Source organism: Desemzia sp. AGC72 (assembly GCF_057334175.1).
Genome location: NZ_JBHFIG010000010.1, coordinates 22,150 through 37,541, shown reverse-complemented (window position 1 = coordinate 37,541; position 15,392 = coordinate 22,150). Strand labels below are relative to the sequence as shown.

The 15,392-nt window shown below is 37.2% G+C and carries 16 protein-coding genes; 5 read left to right on the top strand and 11 right to left on the bottom strand.

Features of this window, described 5'->3' with window-relative positions:
* Positions 1-10: 10 nt before the first annotated feature.
* Positions 11-754, bottom strand: a complete 744-nt coding sequence (locus ACE025_RS05650) for a MurR/RpiR family transcriptional regulator (RefSeq protein ID WP_485938320.1) — start codon at positions 752-754, stop codon at positions 11-13.
* Positions 755-991: 237 nt separating this feature from the next.
* On the opposite strand from ACE025_RS05650, the gene ACE025_RS05645 reads away from it, so the two are divergent.
* Positions 992-1,444 (top strand): flavodoxin, encoded by a 453-nt coding sequence (locus ACE025_RS05645; RefSeq protein ID WP_485938318.1) that lies wholly within the window; start codon positions 992-994, stop codon positions 1,442-1,444.
* A gap of 42 nt (positions 1,445-1,486) precedes the next feature.
* Here the strand turns inward: ACE025_RS05645 and ACE025_RS05640 are convergent, their stop codons facing one another.
* Entirely contained in the window at positions 1,487-2,041 is a 555-nt protein-coding gene (locus ACE025_RS05640) for a TetR/AcrR family transcriptional regulator (RefSeq protein WP_485938316.1), read from the bottom strand.
* 509 nt (positions 2,042-2,550) lie between these two features.
* On the opposite strand from ACE025_RS05640, the gene ACE025_RS05635 reads away from it, so the two are divergent.
* On the top strand, positions 2,551-3,789 hold the full coding sequence (locus tag ACE025_RS05635) for an aminopeptidase (RefSeq protein WP_485938314.1): 1,239 nt from the start codon (positions 2,551-2,553) through the stop codon (positions 3,787-3,789).
* Between the two features lie 192 nt (positions 3,790-3,981).
* Here ACE025_RS05635 and ACE025_RS05630 read toward each other — a convergent pair whose 3' ends face one another.
* Both ACE025_RS05630 and ACE025_RS05625 read right to left on the bottom strand, forming a co-directional pair.
* Complete coding sequence (locus ACE025_RS05630) at positions 3,982-4,833, bottom strand: aldo/keto reductase (protein WP_485938312.1); 852 nt, start codon at positions 4,831-4,833, stop codon at positions 3,982-3,984.
* 100 nt (positions 4,834-4,933) lie between these two features.
* The gene (locus ACE025_RS05625) at positions 4,934-5,263 is read right to left on the bottom strand and encodes a thioredoxin family protein (protein ID WP_485938310.1); all 330 of its coding nucleotides are present in this window, start codon (positions 5,261-5,263) and stop codon (positions 4,934-4,936) included.
* A 248-nt stretch (positions 5,264-5,511) separates the two neighbouring features.
* Between ACE025_RS05625 and ACE025_RS05620 the strand changes: the two genes are divergently transcribed.
* Positions 5,512-5,865, top strand: coding sequence for a hypothetical protein (locus tag ACE025_RS05620; protein WP_485938308.1), 354 nt, complete (start codon positions 5,512-5,514; stop codon positions 5,863-5,865).
* 98 nt (positions 5,866-5,963) lie between these two features.
* The gene (locus tag ACE025_RS05615; RefSeq protein WP_485938307.1) at positions 5,964-6,944 is read left to right on the top strand and encodes a 3-oxoacyl-[acyl-carrier-protein] synthase III C-terminal domain-containing protein; all 981 of its coding nucleotides are present in this window, start codon (positions 5,964-5,966) and stop codon (positions 6,942-6,944) included.
* A gap of 1,619 nt (positions 6,945-8,563) precedes the next feature.
* Here ACE025_RS05615 and ACE025_RS05610 read toward each other — a convergent pair.
* Together ACE025_RS05610 and ACE025_RS05605 are read right to left on the bottom strand one after the other, a co-directional pair.
* Entirely contained in the window at positions 8,564-9,589 is a 1,026-nt protein-coding gene (locus ACE025_RS05610) for a YeiH family protein (protein WP_485938305.1), read from the bottom strand.
* 81 nt (positions 9,590-9,670) lie between these two features.
* Positions 9,671-10,162: a GNAT family N-acetyltransferase gene (locus tag ACE025_RS05605; protein WP_485938303.1), complete on the bottom strand. Its 492-nt coding sequence runs from the start codon at positions 10,160-10,162 to the stop codon at positions 9,671-9,673.
* 146 nt (positions 10,163-10,308) lie between these two features.
* On the opposite strand from ACE025_RS05605, the gene ACE025_RS05600 reads away from it, so the two are divergent.
* The gene (locus ACE025_RS05600) at positions 10,309-10,722 is read left to right on the top strand and encodes a hypothetical protein (protein WP_485938301.1); all 414 of its coding nucleotides are present in this window, start codon (positions 10,309-10,311) and stop codon (positions 10,720-10,722) included.
* A 69-nt stretch (positions 10,723-10,791) separates the two neighbouring features.
* Here the strand turns inward: ACE025_RS05600 and ACE025_RS05595 are convergent, their stop codons facing one another.
* The 5 genes from ACE025_RS05595 to ACE025_RS05575 all read right to left on the bottom strand — a co-directional run bounded on the left by ACE025_RS05595 (position 10,792) and on the right by ACE025_RS05575 (position 15,365).
* Positions 10,792-11,277, bottom strand: coding sequence for an SRPBCC family protein (locus ACE025_RS05595; RefSeq protein ID WP_485938299.1), 486 nt, complete (start codon positions 11,275-11,277; stop codon positions 10,792-10,794).
* Positions 11,278-11,521: 244 nt separating this feature from the next.
* Complete coding sequence (locus ACE025_RS05590) at positions 11,522-11,743, bottom strand: hypothetical protein (protein ID WP_485938297.1); 222 nt, start codon at positions 11,741-11,743, stop codon at positions 11,522-11,524.
* Positions 11,744-11,824: 81 nt separating this feature from the next.
* Positions 11,825-12,130, bottom strand: a complete 306-nt coding sequence (locus ACE025_RS05585; RefSeq protein WP_485938510.1) for a PTS sugar transporter subunit IIA — start codon at positions 12,128-12,130, stop codon at positions 11,825-11,827.
* An 80-nt stretch (positions 12,131-12,210) separates the two neighbouring features.
* Complete coding sequence (locus ACE025_RS05580) at positions 12,211-12,525, bottom strand: PTS sugar transporter subunit IIB (protein ID WP_350458051.1); 315 nt, start codon at positions 12,523-12,525, stop codon at positions 12,211-12,213.
* Between the two features lie 167 nt (positions 12,526-12,692).
* Positions 12,693-15,365: a sigma-54-dependent transcriptional regulator gene (locus ACE025_RS05575; protein ID WP_485938294.1), complete on the bottom strand. Its 2,673-nt coding sequence runs from the start codon at positions 15,363-15,365 to the stop codon at positions 12,693-12,695.
* Between the last annotated feature and the right edge of the window lie 27 nt (positions 15,366-15,392).

The window sequence follows — 15,392 nt, the reverse complement described above, 5'->3', positions numbered from 1 at the left end:
ACATACTGTTTCAAACGTGTTTTTGTCTTTTAGCATAATTTTTCCTTGCTAATGTTTCAAGTAAGTAAGCCACTGGAACTTGAGAAGTGATATTAACCGTCTTATTGATTGTTTCTGGGGTCAGGTGATAAGCCAGGTTTACATCAGAATGTTTTGCTAGTGTATTTCCAGACGTATTTGTAATGCTGATGATCTTACTTCCCCGTTCGATCAATATCTCAGTTTGTTCTAGTATTTGCTCTGTTTCTCCTGAAACCGATAAAATAATCGCTACTGAATCTGTAAAATCTTCCCTGGAATGTCCCAATGGGTAAAATGGATCTTTTACAAAAAAGGTACGTTGTCCTAAGTTGAAAAACTGTCTGGATCCATATTCTGCTAGAATACCTGATGTTCCGATACCCAAAAAAATCACTAAACCAGCAGTATGAATCATTTCAACCGCTTTATCCAATTGTTTATTGTAGTCATTGCTCAATGTACGATTAAAAAATTCGTCAACGATTTCTTTTGTATCAAAAACAGATTGTTTCTCTACTTGTTTGTATTGATTTCGAATTTCCAGCTTAAACTCTGCAAAACTTTCGTACCCGCCTTTTTTCATTAAGCGGATAACCGATGCTGGTGAAACGTGTGCTGCTTCCGCCAAGTCTCGAACCCGCATATAATAGACCGTGTGTTTGTGTTGCATAATATAGTCGTAAAGCACTCTCTCAGTTTCAGTAAATGAGTGGATGGTTTCTAAATTAAACACGCTCTTTCCCCCTAGTGCTCAAAGTTGATTTCCTTTTCATCTTAGCATAATTTCTATTTGATTATACGCATTTTTTTATTGCTATAATGTGAACATTTCATTACTTACATTGATATGAGTTCACACGTTTTGTACACCTGTTTATTCCCTCTGGGATTTAGAAGATTCCTATTGGTACTGGAAGATAAAATTTGATATACTAGCTTGAGAAACTATACACAAAGGGATGAAAACAGAATGGTGAGAGCTTTGATCGTATATGCAAGCTTAACAGGGAATACAGCTCAATGCGTAGATATTGTTGAAGAAACTTTGAAAGAATTGGATGTAGATGTTGAGGTTGTAGAAAGCATGCAAGCTGATCCTCATGACTTTCTAGATGCAGATTTGTGCTTAGTCGCTACTTATACTTATGGGACTGATGCAAACTTGCCAGATGAGATCGAGGACTTTTATGAAGAGTTGGCAGAAGTGGATCTAACTGGAAAAATTTTTGGGACCTTTGGTTCTGGAGATACTTTTTATGAAAAATTTTGTCAGTCTGTGGATGATTTTACAGAACAATTTAAAGCCGTTGGTGCTGTAGAAGGTGCGGAAAGTGTCAAAGTAGATTTGGATCCGGAAGAAGAAGACATCAAAAAATTAGTAGCTTTCAGCAAATCTTTGGTTGAAAAAGCTGCTGCAAACTAAAAAGCTCAACGTCATGATGACGTTGAGCTTTTACTGTCTTGTCTATTGGACAAGTTTCAAGCTGGTTTGGAATGCTTGGTTTAAATATTGAATCAAATCTTCTTCATGAAACGGCACCAGTTCTTGAGAAACAAATGAAGCTCCCCCGTGAACACTGGACCAAAATAAACCAAAAACTTTTTCTTTTTCTTTTTCCGTTAAATCTTTTGTTTCAGAAACTTTTTTAAATGAATCAAGCACTACATCACGAGAAATAGTGTATATTTTTTTTGCATCTAAGCGGTTCTCCAAGTACAACGCTTTGAAGAATGTTGACTCTTCTTTTGCAAAATACAAATAATTCAATGCATCATTCAGCACTGGGTGTTCGGTTCTTTCTTGAGTATAGATAGTCTCTGTCAAGTGCTCTTTTATTCTAATGATCAATTCTCTTTTCAAATCATTCATGTTTTTGAATTCCAAATAAATTGGTTGTGTAGAACAGTTCATTTCTTTTGCAATATTACGAGCAGTAAATCCGTCAAAACCTTCTTTTCGGACAACATCATACGCAGTGTCTAAAATACTAGACTTCATAATCGTTTTTTTCCTTGCCATATTTCTCACCTCTAAATTCTTTCATTTCTCAAGGAATAGTTATAGTCCCGGCTACAGTATTACCTCTTAGTTATAGCTTCCATATAAAAAGTTCTTAAACGACTTAGAAAGACACAAAAACTCTATGCTGTTGATTTAGCATAAAAATACATTTTAGTTAGCTCTTCTTTCTGAAACGGTTAAGAAATTTACCAACAATCTTTTCAATTTTTCTATTTGTTCTTTACTCTTTAACACGCAATCATTATTGTATCACTTGTAAGACAGGAAAAACAAGGTGAATTGTAATATAACAACGATTTTCCTATGAGTAACCTGTGTTCTTTACAAAATAATTATACCATAGGTTATTCATGTAATAATATCAGAACGTCTTTTGCTTTAGCAACTGTTCAGGCTGTATATTTTTTACCGAGCAAATTGTTTTTTCTTATTTTCTTATGCTATGATAGAAAGGTGAATTATTGAAGTAAAATCGTGTGTTATCTAAGATGAGGAGGATTTAAAAAATGGTATTACCAAATTTTGAAGAAAATTTACAAAAATATGCTCGTGCAATCGTTGAAGTTGGTGTCAATGTATCAAAAAGTCATACAGTCGTTTTATCTATCGACGTAGACCAAGCACCACTAGCACGTATGATCACTAAAGAAGCTTATGCTTTAGGAGCTACTGAAGTGATTGTGAAATGGGCGGACGACATCATTAATCGTGAGGTTATGACACACACTCCTGTGGAACGTTTGACAGATATCCCCCAATACAAAATTGACGAGTCATTAGACCATATTGAGAAAGGCGCAAGCCGTATCAGTGTTCGTTCTTCTGATCCAGATGCTTTATCAGGAATAGATGCAGAGAAAATCGCTGCTTATCAATCGGCAGTTGGTAAAGCAATGATAGAACAAAGAAAAGCTACTCAAGCAAACAAAGTAAGCTGGTTAGTAGCTGCTGCTTCCGGTGCTAAATGGGCTGCTAAAGTTTTCCCAGAACTAGAAACAACTGAAGAACAAGTAGACGCTTTATGGGATGCTATCTTCAAAGCCGTTCATATTTATGATGAAGACCCTATCGCAACTTGGAAAGAAAAAGACGTTACGTTAGAAACAAAAGCTGAAGAATTGAATGCACAACAATTCACTGCTTTACACTATACTGCTCCTGGTACTGATTTAACAGTCGGGTTGCCTGCTGGTCACCGTTGGGAAGGTGCTGGAAGCTTGAATGCTCGCGGTGAACGTTTCATGGCCAATATGCCTACTGAAGAAGTATTTACTGCTCCCGATGCTAATCACGTTGACGGTGTAGTACGAAGCACTAAACCGTTAAGTTATGCAGGAACAACTATCTTAGATATGGAATTCACCTTCAAAGATGGTAAAGTTGTAGAAGTTACTGCAGCTCAAGGAGAAGAAACTTTGAAACGTTTGATCGAAACAGACGAAGGAGCTGCTCGTTTAGGTGAAGTGGCATTAGTTCCTAACCAATCTCCTATTTCTCAATCTGGTCTGACTTTCTTCAATACGTTATTTGACGAAAATGCGTCAAACCACTTAGCTTTAGGTTCAGGATATGCCTTCAACATTGTTGGTGGAACTGAAATGTCTGAAGAAGAATTGGCAGCGGCTGGATTGAACCGTTCTACTGTTCACGTGGACTTTATGATTGGCTCCAAGGATATGAATATCGACGGAATCAAAGCAGATGGTTCAACAGTTCCTGTTTTCCGCAATGGTGAATGGGCATAATTTAGTTACAGCAAAAAGAGGCTAAGACAATAAGTTTTTTCGTTATAAAACCAACATCTGCTTCCAAAATGCGGGATAAAATACAATCCTAAATTCCAATAAATAAAGTACCTGACGAGAAAACATTTTCTTGTCAGGTACTTTATTTATTGGGACAGAACTGAACGCATTTTTCCCGTTCCCGCCTTCTTTTTAGTCGAACTCTTCGTATTCATTTGGGTGTTGTCCTTCTACCAGACCATCTAACCCTTTATCCAAGCTGTCTATCATCTTCATTTCTTCATCACTTAAAGCAAAATCGAAAATATCCATATTTTCTCTTTGATGCTTATTACTGGAAGCTTTAGGAATGGTTAAAATTTGTTCTTGGTAATTCCACCGCAGAATGATTTGCCCGACAGATTTTTTGTGTTTTTCAGCTAGTGAAGCAATGGTTTCATTTTCTAACAAATCATTGATTTCTCTGCCAAATGGACTCCAAGCTTCTGTTAAAATACCGTGTTCTTTGTTGTATTCTATGACACGTTTATTCGTAAAATATGGATGGCGCTCGATTTGATTGGAAGCCGGAGTAACACCTGTTTCCTCAATGATGCGGTCTAAATGTTCTGGCAAAAAATTTGATACTCCAATTGAACGGATCAAGCCGAACTTTTGTGCGTCTACGAGTGCTTGCCAAGCTTCCACATAATGGTCTTGCTTAGGCAATGGCCAGTGAATCAAATATTTATCAAAATAGTCGATGCCTATACGGTACAAAGATTCTTGGATCATTTGAATCGCGTCTTCGTATTTATGCTTTGCACCGGGTAATTTTGAACTGACTAAAATTTGATCACGCGGTACGGAGCTTCTTCGAACAGCTTCTCCAACCATTCCTTCATTATTGTAATTCGTGGAGGTATCAATCAGCCGATACCCATTATCCAGAGCATCTAAGACCTCATTTACGCCTTTGGCTCCTTTTATTCCTACCGTTCCTAATCCAATAACCGGTACCTCTTGCCCATCATTCAGTGTATATGTTGGAATAGATTTACTCATTGTCTTCATTCCCTTCAATGTGTTTACTTTTCTATCTTAGCAGTCATTAAAACACATTGTAAAACAATACGAATGTCTTATCCTTATCCCTCATTAAAAATTAGTAATTCTCTACTACCCTATTGAACTGGCGATCTAAGTTTTCCATGTTGACAAAGCGAGCTTCTCGAATCAGTTCTTTTCCTTCTGCAAACAATAATAATGCCGGTACACTAAAAACAGTAAAGTCTCCAGCTACTTCTGGAATTTGATCCGCATCTGCTTGGATAGACTGAATGCGTGGATAATTCTTGAGAATTTCTTGTACTTGAGGCCGAACCGCATGGCAGACGCTGCAATCTTCTCTTGAAATGTACACAAAAGCCAATTGGTTTTCTTCAATAAATCGTCTCACTTCTTCAATGGATGTTGCTTGTTGAAAAGCAGTCATTTTATCCCTCTTTTCTATTTTCATTTGCTTATAGTATAACATGCTATTCCAAATGTTAGGGTCATTCAACAGACTTGTTCGTCCATTGATTGTGCATATACATACACAATTTGAGTATCTGACGGCTTTTTTCTTTTTATGTGAGTCAAAATATCGATTTTTATTCATTTTTTCGTTGTGAACCTTCTCTTAAATGGTATAATAAATTTTGTACTATGATATTTTTTTAAGAAGGGGAAGTTATACATATGTCCATTTCATCTAAAGGTAGTTATACTATCACAGTAGACACAAAAGAGAAAAAGGTCTTTCTTTTTGTATCTGGAAAAGCAGAACCTGAGGCAGTTCAAGGATTCTTCAACGATTACAGTCAAACTGTCAGCAACATTAATCCATCTGGATATGAATTAGTTGTAGATTGCAAAGAAATGCAAGTAGAGACACCTGACATGCTGGAAAAATTAGGAGCTAGTTTCAGCTTATACAACGAAACAGGCTTCAAACAAATTACTTTCGAAGTCAGCAGTGCTGTTGTAAAAATGCAAATCAACCGCATCGCTCGTAATGTTGGTTTAACAAACGCTCAAGTTATTGAAGCGTAAATAATCATTCATCAAAAGTAAGGGAGTAGTTTTCCCTTACTTTTTTTATGAGAAAGAATTCGATTATTTGAATCGATATATAGAAAGGACTGTCTTTTGTGACACATATTAAACTAACAGAAATTGCTTTGTACCACCCTGCTCATACCGTAGAAAATGATTATTTTATCAACCATTTTGCTGAAAAAGGAAAAGATATCCAAAATCTATTGGCGCACCTTGGAAGACAAAATCGTTATCGAATAAATGATTCTACAGAGACCGGCGTCACGATGGCTGTTGCATCCAGTAAAGAAGTCTTGCGAAAAGCTGAGTTAACTGGAGAAGATATCGATTTATTGATTTACTCTACTCAAGTTCCTGAACATAGTCTTCCGATGAATGCTTTGTTTGTGCATCAGGCTATCAAAGGAAAAAAACGTATGCTGGCTTATGATTTAAATGCGAATTGTGCCGGAATGACGATGGCCGTAGAACAAGCTGCTAGAACTATGCTTTCCAATCCTCGTATCAAGAGAGCCTTAGTTGTGGGTTCAGACCATTTTTCTCCTATTTTAGATCCAGAAGACGAAATCGCTTATCCTTTCTTTGGTGATTTGTCTGTTGCTGTTATTTTAGAAAAAACAGATGAAGAGACCGGCTTTATAGATGCCATCCATTATATGGACAGTACTGATCCAACCAATATGATGTTTCCTGCAAGCGGTCTGACTCAGTTGGTGACTGGAATCTCTAATGCTTACTTAAAAACTTCTCCCTTTGATGATTCTGAGATGTATCCGCATGTCTATGACTCGATCCGAGAACTTTTGGAGCAATATAACCTATCAGCGCGTGATGTGAAATGCTGCTTTTCGCAAAGCAATAAAACAAATCTGAACATGATCCAAGAAGAATTAGGAATTCCGGATGAGCAAATGATTTTCGTGGGCGATCAATTCGGCTATCCTGGCACAAGCAGTCCATTTTTGGCTTTGCATGAAGGTATTCGTACTGGGAAAATCCAACGCGGCGATCATGTGCTCTTTTGGACGATTGGAACAGGATACGAATTTATCACGATGTTATACAAATACTGAGTTGCCTCTAACAAGCTGCGTCATTGGACACAGCTTGTTACTTTTTTATGAAGATAACGTTGATGATTTTGCAATTCTGCCAAAATCACTAGACAACTTTTTGGAATCATGAGAAAATAACTTTATCCATGTGGTCCTATAGCTCAGTTGGATAGAGCAAACGTTTCCTGTACGCAACGTTTTACTACAAAGTAAACTTGAAAAAGTTTATAAAAAAGTAAGAGCCAATGTGCTTAACTGTTATTACGATATTGTGCACAATGAAAAAAGCACACTCAAGTCAACCGCTTGAGAAATACCTTGATCTCCGATTGGCAAGACTTAAAAATAGTTGGGAATTGTCAAAAGTTCGGTAAAGTCGGCGAAAAGTATCTGCTCAGTAGTCGGAGGGCTATAAATTAAATAAGGTGAGAATGTGTTTTGGCACTGACGAACTTTCGAACGTACGGATGTTTCTTCATTTGATGAATTAAAGCACGGTGGACTGTCTAGGAAAACACAAACTGTTATTAAGGATCTGACCTTAATAGTTTTTGATTGAATGGTTGTGGATCAAAAACGCTGGAACATTTATAGAAAGCACCTAAGTTTAATGGTAAAGCTAGTAATAACGGAACGTTGGAAGCAACTAAGAACTGTTAACTCCTATTTGAGAGTTCTAAACAGCAGGATAATGGCTGTTGAGTAGTTGCGGCAGCAGCTGTGTAGTACCGATGAACCTGGGATAACAACCAGCGGAGGGAAGATGGCTAGTCAGTCGAGTATTTCGTTGAAGCATAATGCATTTATTTCCAGTATCATAGCTTCATTTCGCCCTTGCGCAAATGAGATGTATTTTACATTCATAAGAGTTATTCTCTCTTCAACGAAATTTTGATTGATGGAACGCCTTGTGCGATGAAAGTCGCCTGCAAGGTGTGGACTGGGGGAAAACAAGTATTCTGAGCAAGTCATGTTGCAGAAGAACGTTACCTATCAGTATAAACGTTAGGTCGGGAGTTCAAACCTCTCTAGGACCGTAGAGTGTGAAACAAAGCGTTTTAAAACCAAAGAGTGGAACAGGGCGTTTAGGATTCCGTAGAGTTCGATTTTGACTTGTCATTGGCGTTTTTTGCCAATAACAAGTCAAAACGAAATCATAGGGAGCCTGCCCTGCGCAACTCGTTTTAAAAGCAGAGAGTGGAGCGAGGCGTTTAGCTTACCGAATTCGGCTTATAGATGTGTAAGCTGTCTCGTGCAACGTGTTTTAAAACCAGAGAGTGGAACAGGACGTTTAGGGTTCCATCATATGTTAAAAGCACCGGTATAAAACTGCCGGTGCTTTTCTCTGTAAAATGAACGATAGCCTTCTCTATTTAAGAGAAGGCTATCTAACTAATCAATATTCAATATTTTAAGGCTGACTAAACTATTACTCATTTTCAATATTTCAATTTATACAATGTATTCCCTAACCTCTAATACATCCTTGTAGCCCCATAGCTACTCCAGTGTGAATAAACTTGCCGCGTAAAACACAAAAATCGTATATCAATATCTTTCGTATTTAAGTAGTATAGCACTTATTTTACATAAACGCAAATCCCCCAATACATCTACCTATTTACGACTCGTTCGCTCTAGACTTGACCTAAAAAAACTTGCACTACAAATGAGACTACTACGACTAACGTAGAAACGAGGAAACCATGCAGCATCGGTTTGAAACCAGATTTTGCGACATCAGCGAAATTAGTCTTTAACCCAATAGACCCTAGTGCCATCACCATTAAAAATTTACTGATCGTAGATGTCTGGCTGCTCAATGAATCTGAGATGATTCCTGTACTTTTAACAGCTACCATTACTAGAAACAGTAGAATGAAAAATGGGAAAATCTTTTTTATGTTGACCTTCTGTCTGGTGACAGTTTCGCCTGCTGCAATTTGTTCTTTTTGTTTGACACGCAAATTAATGATCGAAAACATCATTACCATAGGAACAATCGCCAAAGTCCTTGTCAACTTCACAATAACCGCATAAGCCCCTGCTACATCAGAAAAAGCATAAGCAGCAGCTACTACAGAAGACGTGTCATTCACCGCTGTTCCTGTCCATAAACCATACCCTAAATCGCTCATACCAAAGTAGACACCTGCTATAGGAAATAAAATGACCATCAACACATCAAAAATGAAAGTCGCTGAAATAGCGTATGCTACATCTTTGTCTTCGGCTTCAATCGTTGGCGCCACTGCTGCAATAGCTGACCCTCCGCAAATTCCTGTTCCGGCTGAGATCAAGCTAGATAACTTCCAATTCATGTTGAACAGCTTTCCGATCAAATAACCTCCGCCAAATGCAGTGAGTAACGTAAACATCATCACAATCAAAGAGTACTTTCCTACATTCAATACTTGAGTAAAACTTAGAGTCAATCCTAATAAGATGATTGAAAATTTCAATACACGCTTGGATACAAATTGGATACCCTCTTTAAAAATAGAATATTTAGCAATAAATGGATTTAATGCCATACCGATCAATAACGCAAATACACTCCCGCTGATGATACCACTTGGCACCCATTCACTGATTTGATTAGCTGTGATCGCCAGCAAAATTGTCAATAAAATACCAGCTAGATAATTTTTAACCTTGTTCAAAATTAAATCCTCCTTTGTTCTTGTTGTTTGATGCTCTTCTTAAAAGGAGAATCCACATTCATTTTACTCCATTTTATTACATCACTGAATCAGTTGTTTTTGAAAAGCTACTCGTGGAGTGCCATCATTTACATAAATGATACCACATTCCTGGTAACCATTTTTCATCAATAATTTTTGCATCGGCACGTTCGATTCATGAGTATCTATTCGGATGTTTGGTATTTGCTGGAAGCACCAATCTAAACACGCGGTCCCTACCCCTTTTTTAGCGCTTGAAACTCCTAAACGATGGATTACGCCATATTCTTTTTCATTCAGCCATTGTCCATCATATATTTTTTTATAGGTTGTATCTTCCCCTATAGTGAAAGCAAATACACCAACAATTTCCCCCTCATCTACACAAACATGACTGATTCCTTCTGCTATATCTTTTTTTAACAGCTCGTCACTCGGGTAACCATTTACCCACTGGTCTGAATTGCCGTTCATTCTCATATAGTTTCTAGCTTCACTGTAGATTGTTTGGATCAAATTCAATTCATTAGGGATCGTCTTTCTAATATGCACTATGTACCACCTCTTTAGTTTAATAAATCATTCTTCAAAAATCATTCTACCATATTCTGTTTTAGACGCAGATAAGTTTTTTCCTTTACTATTCGAACGTTTGTTCGTATAATAAAGAATGAAGCAAGTACACGGAGGCGAAGATTATGGAGAAAACTCAATTGGATGAAGAAAATAAAGAAATCAGTTCATTTGAAGAAGGATATAAAGATCGAAAGATGGCTAAATGGCAAGGTTTTATCTTATCGGATCATTCAGACTTGATCCGGAAAGAAAAAGAACTGCAAACAGAATCTGTGGCGAAAGAAGAGCAGACTTTGCCTGTTATCAGCGATTATTTGCACCGATCATTTGCGTATGGCTATCAATTGTCCATTCAATTGGATTTTATTGTGGATGGCTTGTATGAACCTGATATTATAGGAGTCGTGACAGGTTTCGAAAATCAACTGATTTATATTCAAACCAACGAAGAGTCAATTGTGATCGATTTATCTCTGATCCGACATGTTGAACTTCTTACATCATCTAAATGGTTCGCTCCTGATAAAGCAACATAAAAACACATGAAGCCTGCGCTACGTTACGCAAGCTTCATGTATTTTTATGTTGATAGCCTTAAGTCCGGTTCATTTTTTTCCTGTTAATTCGTCGAACTTCTCTTCATACATTGGATACAGTTCATTATACTTATATTGGGGGTCCGGTAATTCTTCATTGGAAAGAATCGCATCAATGACATCTAAGCAAGTGTGCCAGCCAGTTATATCTTTTGGTGTGTGGTCTGTTACTTTACTGATGGTTTCTTTAAAAATCAAATGCGTGCCTGTTTTCGATGGAGTCAAATCAAAACGCACGAGATCACTTCCCCAAGTGTATTCTAGAACATTCGGCACACTTAAAGAAGTAATGGTCATTTCTTCAAATGTTCCATCTTTCATATCAAATAAAATTTTTCCACCTTCTTCTAGCGTTTCGATTTTTAAATCCGCAAACCACTTTTGCAAATATTGGTTTTCTGCCAGCATACGCCATACTAAATCTATTTCTACTGGAAAGTCTCTTTCAAATTCTACGATTACTTGATCGTCCATTTTTTGAATACTCGCTGTCATACTGACCCCTTCTTTCCTTAATAGATTAAAAAGACTCTAAAAATAGAGTCTTTTTGTGCATTGCTGTTTATTGTTTTTCTTTCTTTTCGGCACGATAATACAGAATGAAGCCCACCAGAATAAACACTGCAGCCAGAAGTACTATCCATCCATTGTTTTCGGATAGACTCGTTAAGCCCAGTATAAGGATAATAAATCCTAGGGACATGATGAACATTCCGTTTTTAAGCATTGCCTATCTCCCTCATTCCACGGTAGCTTGGAAATACAATACTGAACCATAGTCAGTAGATTTGATGATTTTTTTAGCTAATTGCGCTGCTTCTTCTTCATCTTCAGCCGTGGTTTCAAAGTATAACTTCATACCAGCTTTTTTTATGAATTTGTAGCTAACTCCATTTTCACTGTAATTAGATAAAGTGTCAATAATTTTGTCTTGTTGGATCGGTGCATTTAATAAAATCATATTTCTTTCCTCCTCAAATAGTTTCATAATAATAAAAAGCTGCAAAAAGGAATAGACACTTTTTGCAGCTTTTCATCGGCTTTACTCTTGTTCAGTTGAGACACCTGCAATAGTTTTGTAAACGTCTACAACTTCAGCTGCTAAATCACGGAATGTAATAGCATTCATCAAATGATCTTGTCCATGTACCATCAATAAAGATAAAGCTACTGGATCTCCTGAAGCCTCTTTAGTCAACATCCCTGTTTGGGATCTGTGAGCTTCTGTCAATGAAGTATCAGCATCTTTTATTTTTTGGTCTGCTTCTTCAAAGTTTCCTTTTTTAGCAGCTTGGATAGCTTCCATAGCATCGCTTTTAGCGTTTCCTCCGTTGATGATGAGGCCCATGATCGTTTCTAAATTTTGTTCATCTACCACAATAAAACTCCCTTCTAGATCTTCAAAATAAGTATTTTTCTTGTTTATGTTTAGATTAAAGTTAACACATGGTCTAGTACTTTTTCACCGTTCATCATACCGTAGTCTTGCATATTGATAATGTCTACAGGAATGTTTTTGTCCGCAACTTTCTTTTCAAATTGTGATTTCATAAAGCGAACTTGTGGGCCTAATAATAAAACGTCTACATTTTTATTTGCTAAATTAGCATCTGCTTCAGAAGCTGATACTGCAAAGATTTCAGCATCTAATCCTTTAGCTGCTGCTGCTTTTTCCATTTTGCTTACTAATAAACTTGTACTCATACCTGCTGCACATACTAACATGATTGTTTTTTCTGCCATTATTCATTCACTCCAATTAGTTTTTTTGCTTACACTTCTATATAAGCAATTTTCGTGCCAACTTTTCTTTTAGGAAACGTTATCAGAAAAGGCTTTCTTAACGAACTGAAGAGTACACACTAAGGATGTTTCTTTACACAAACGTCCTTTAGTGTGTATTAGGTTCATTAAAAAGCGTTTTCGATAATGATATAACTGATATAAGCAATCTCATCTTCAGGGAATTGAATGCTATACTGTTGTTCCAATGAGAGCAGTTTTGTTTTCACTACATCCATCAATAAGCGATTTTTCTTCAAAAAAGCTTCTTTCTTTGGAAACTTACGTGTAATCGTTCCTGATTTCAACGCATCTACTAAAAAAGCCATGTGCAGCATCAAACCTACCTTGACCCCTGAATCGATTTGAAGCTGTCTATCCTTTAATACTTGGTTTACTAAAGTTTGAATTTTACTTAAAAGATCAGATATAGATCCGACTGACCTCAGTGTTCCTGCTAAAGACTTTGCCATTTCTTCTATTGAAATATGAATTTCTAAACGTCTCTTCAACTCATTCAATTTGCTGTCTTCAAAAATATCATAAGCAGAATAATAAGGGATAGAAGCGTAATCAAAAGCAACTGTTCCTACAATAGCTTTGATATCGTAATCAGCCATTAAGTGGTCGATTTGCTGTCTGAATTGTTCTCGCTGCAAAAACTGGAGTGAAATGATTTTGACAGCAGACGTATCTATCTCACCCTCTAATTTATCTTCCAGACTCTTCGCTACCCCTTCGCCCGTAAAACAAGTGACCACAATAGCATGCGGTTTATTTTTTTGGACGGAAACGATTTGCTGGAGACTAGTATTCATTGCACTCAAGCAGCTTTGATAAATATCCTCTAAAGGTCTGCCTAAACTCGCCATACGAACAGCTTCAAGCACAATAGGAGTACTGGTCATAGATAATGTCTTAATGGGAAGGTTCAATTCTTCTGCTAAAATCCCACCAAATGAATTCAAAGAACCCATATCGGTCAGTAAAAAAATACCTTTAGTATACTCTTTGCTTCTCTGCCTTAAAGTAGTCCTTACTACCTCGTACATTTCTTTCACTTTCATCGTCAACGGCATATCTAAAGCGATACCTACTTTTGTATCCAATAATTCTTGTACGGTTTCCAACATACTGGTAGCAGTCGACTTTCCATGCATTATGACGACTATACCTACTTTTTCTTGAGTCTTTTCCGCTTTTTCTGTGAGATCGATCGTTAAGAACATTGTAATAAAACCAATTTCATCTAACGGAATTTCAATAGCAAATTGTTCTTCAATCAAAGCAGACAACTCGATAGCTACTTGAAATTCTTTGGAATACTGCTTACGTACACCATTTAAATTAGGGTGGATGATCTGGCGATCTTCACGAATACGGTCTAAAGTACTCTGCAGATGCAATGAAAAAGCAAAACGTGTACTGTTGTTGAAAGAACGATTCAATCTCTTTTCTGCAATATCATAGACCAGATCCGTGGCTTTCAATATCTCTTTAGAGATCAATTCTTTTCGGACTTCTCTACTAGCTAATTGCTCGATGTAATCATTAAAGTAATGCCCCATACCATTTTGGACAAACGTTTCCAAATCGATTTGTTCAGCACCTGATTTGAGCAATTCATCTACTCGTTCTTCAATCGCGTTATACACACTCATGTCTTCACCAGAACCTAAAAAATAATCCGGTTGTGGCTGATTTGGTTCAAAAGAAAAATGTTTTTGCTGCGGTTTAACGATTCTATTCAATCTTTCCGGAGCTTCTTTTTTCAGCAGCAGTCCTTTTTGAACCGGTAAAGGCAAGTCCTCTTGAGTAATCGTCAAATGGTCTTCATTATTAGTCCGGTAATGCAAAAAGGCTTTAGCACAAACTAATTTCAAATCTCGCTCGACTTGTCCGATATTGGCTTCTGGATGGTACAACATAAAAGCTAATACAACTTCTCTTTCTGCAACTATTTCTTGATTCAGCCGATGTGCTTCTTGCTGCAAAAAGGAAGCTACTAATTGATACCGTTCATCAATCGTTCGTTCCCTTAAAGGCGGCATCGTGATCGACATCGGGATTCGTCTGTTGAAAGTGGACAGCAGAACATCAGAGTTCTCCGTCGTAGCTCCAATGATCTGCACACTTGCTTCATACTCTTTGCCGCTTTCTCCTAACGGCTGGTAGACCCCCTTGTCAATAAAAGTGAACAGCATTTCTTGCCCTTCAGGCGGCAAACGATGGATTTCATCCAAAAATAGAATCCCTCCATCAGCTTTTTTCAACAATCCTGGACTATCTTCTGTAGCACCTGTGTAAGAACCTTTTTTAACACCGAAGATATGCCCAAATAATAATTGCGGGTTTTGGGCATAATCTGCACAGTTAAATGAAATAAACGGTGCATCTTGTGACATTGCTTTAGACTCCAACGCGAACTCATACATACTTCTTGCAAAAACCGATTTACCCGTACCTGTTTCTCCAAAAATGATTGTGTGCAATCCTCTAGGTGGATATAAGATAGCTGCTTTAGCCTGCTGGACCATCACTTTTAACGACAAACTATGTCCAACGATTTTTGAAAAAGCTTTGCTTTCTCCTTCTTCTTTTTCTGTACGGGATGGTTTGAATTGAAACAATACTGGTCGTCCAGCATTTTTGTGAACTTTGTTTTCATTGTATAGTTCGTTTAAGTAACGACTCACATTAGATCGATCAAGCCTTAGCTCTTCCGCAAGTACTTTTGCTGAGAAAGACTCATTTGGTTTTTGTTGTAAAAAAGTTAAAACCAAGTCTTTACGATTGTTCATTTTCAATACATTCTCCTTTATTGCACA

Excerpts from the sequence above, each read along its gene's own strand:
- ACE025_RS05590 (WP_485938297.1), bottom strand. The coding sequence starts at position 11,743 with ATGATTTTATTAAATGCACCGATCCAACAAGACAAAATTATTGACACT.
- ACE025_RS05630 (WP_485938312.1), bottom strand. The coding sequence starts at position 4,833 with ATGAGTAAATCTATTCCAACATATACACTGAATGATGGGCAAGAGGTA.
- ACE025_RS05600 (WP_485938301.1), top strand. The coding sequence starts at position 10,309 with ATGGAGAAAACTCAATTGGATGAAGAAAATAAAGAAATCAGTTCATTT.
- ACE025_RS05575 (WP_485938294.1), bottom strand. The coding sequence starts at position 15,365 with ATGAACAATCGTAAAGACTTGGTTTTAACTTTTTTACAACAAAAACCA.
- ACE025_RS05580 (WP_350458051.1), bottom strand. The coding sequence starts at position 12,525 with ATGGCAGAAAAAACAATCATGTTAGTATGTGCAGCAGGTATGAGTACA.
- ACE025_RS05585 (WP_485938510.1), bottom strand. The coding sequence starts at position 12,130 with ATGGGCCTCATCATCAACGGAGGAAACGCTAAAAGCGATGCTATGGAA.
- ACE025_RS05625 (WP_485938310.1), bottom strand. The coding sequence starts at position 5,263 with ATGACTGCTTTTCAACAAGCAACATCCATTGAAGAAGTGAGACGATTT.
- ACE025_RS05640 (WP_485938316.1), bottom strand. The coding sequence starts at position 2,041 with ATGGCAAGGAAAAAAACGATTATGAAGTCTAGTATTTTAGACACTGCG.
- ACE025_RS05595 (WP_485938299.1), bottom strand. The coding sequence starts at position 11,277 with ATGACAGCGAGTATTCAAAAAATGGACGATCAAGTAATCGTAGAATTT.
- ACE025_RS05645 (WP_485938318.1), top strand. The coding sequence starts at position 992 with ATGGTGAGAGCTTTGATCGTATATGCAAGCTTAACAGGGAATACAGCT.
- ACE025_RS05635 (WP_485938314.1), top strand. The coding sequence starts at position 2,551 with ATGGTATTACCAAATTTTGAAGAAAATTTACAAAAATATGCTCGTGCA.
- ACE025_RS05620 (WP_485938308.1), top strand. The coding sequence starts at position 5,512 with ATGTCCATTTCATCTAAAGGTAGTTATACTATCACAGTAGACACAAAA.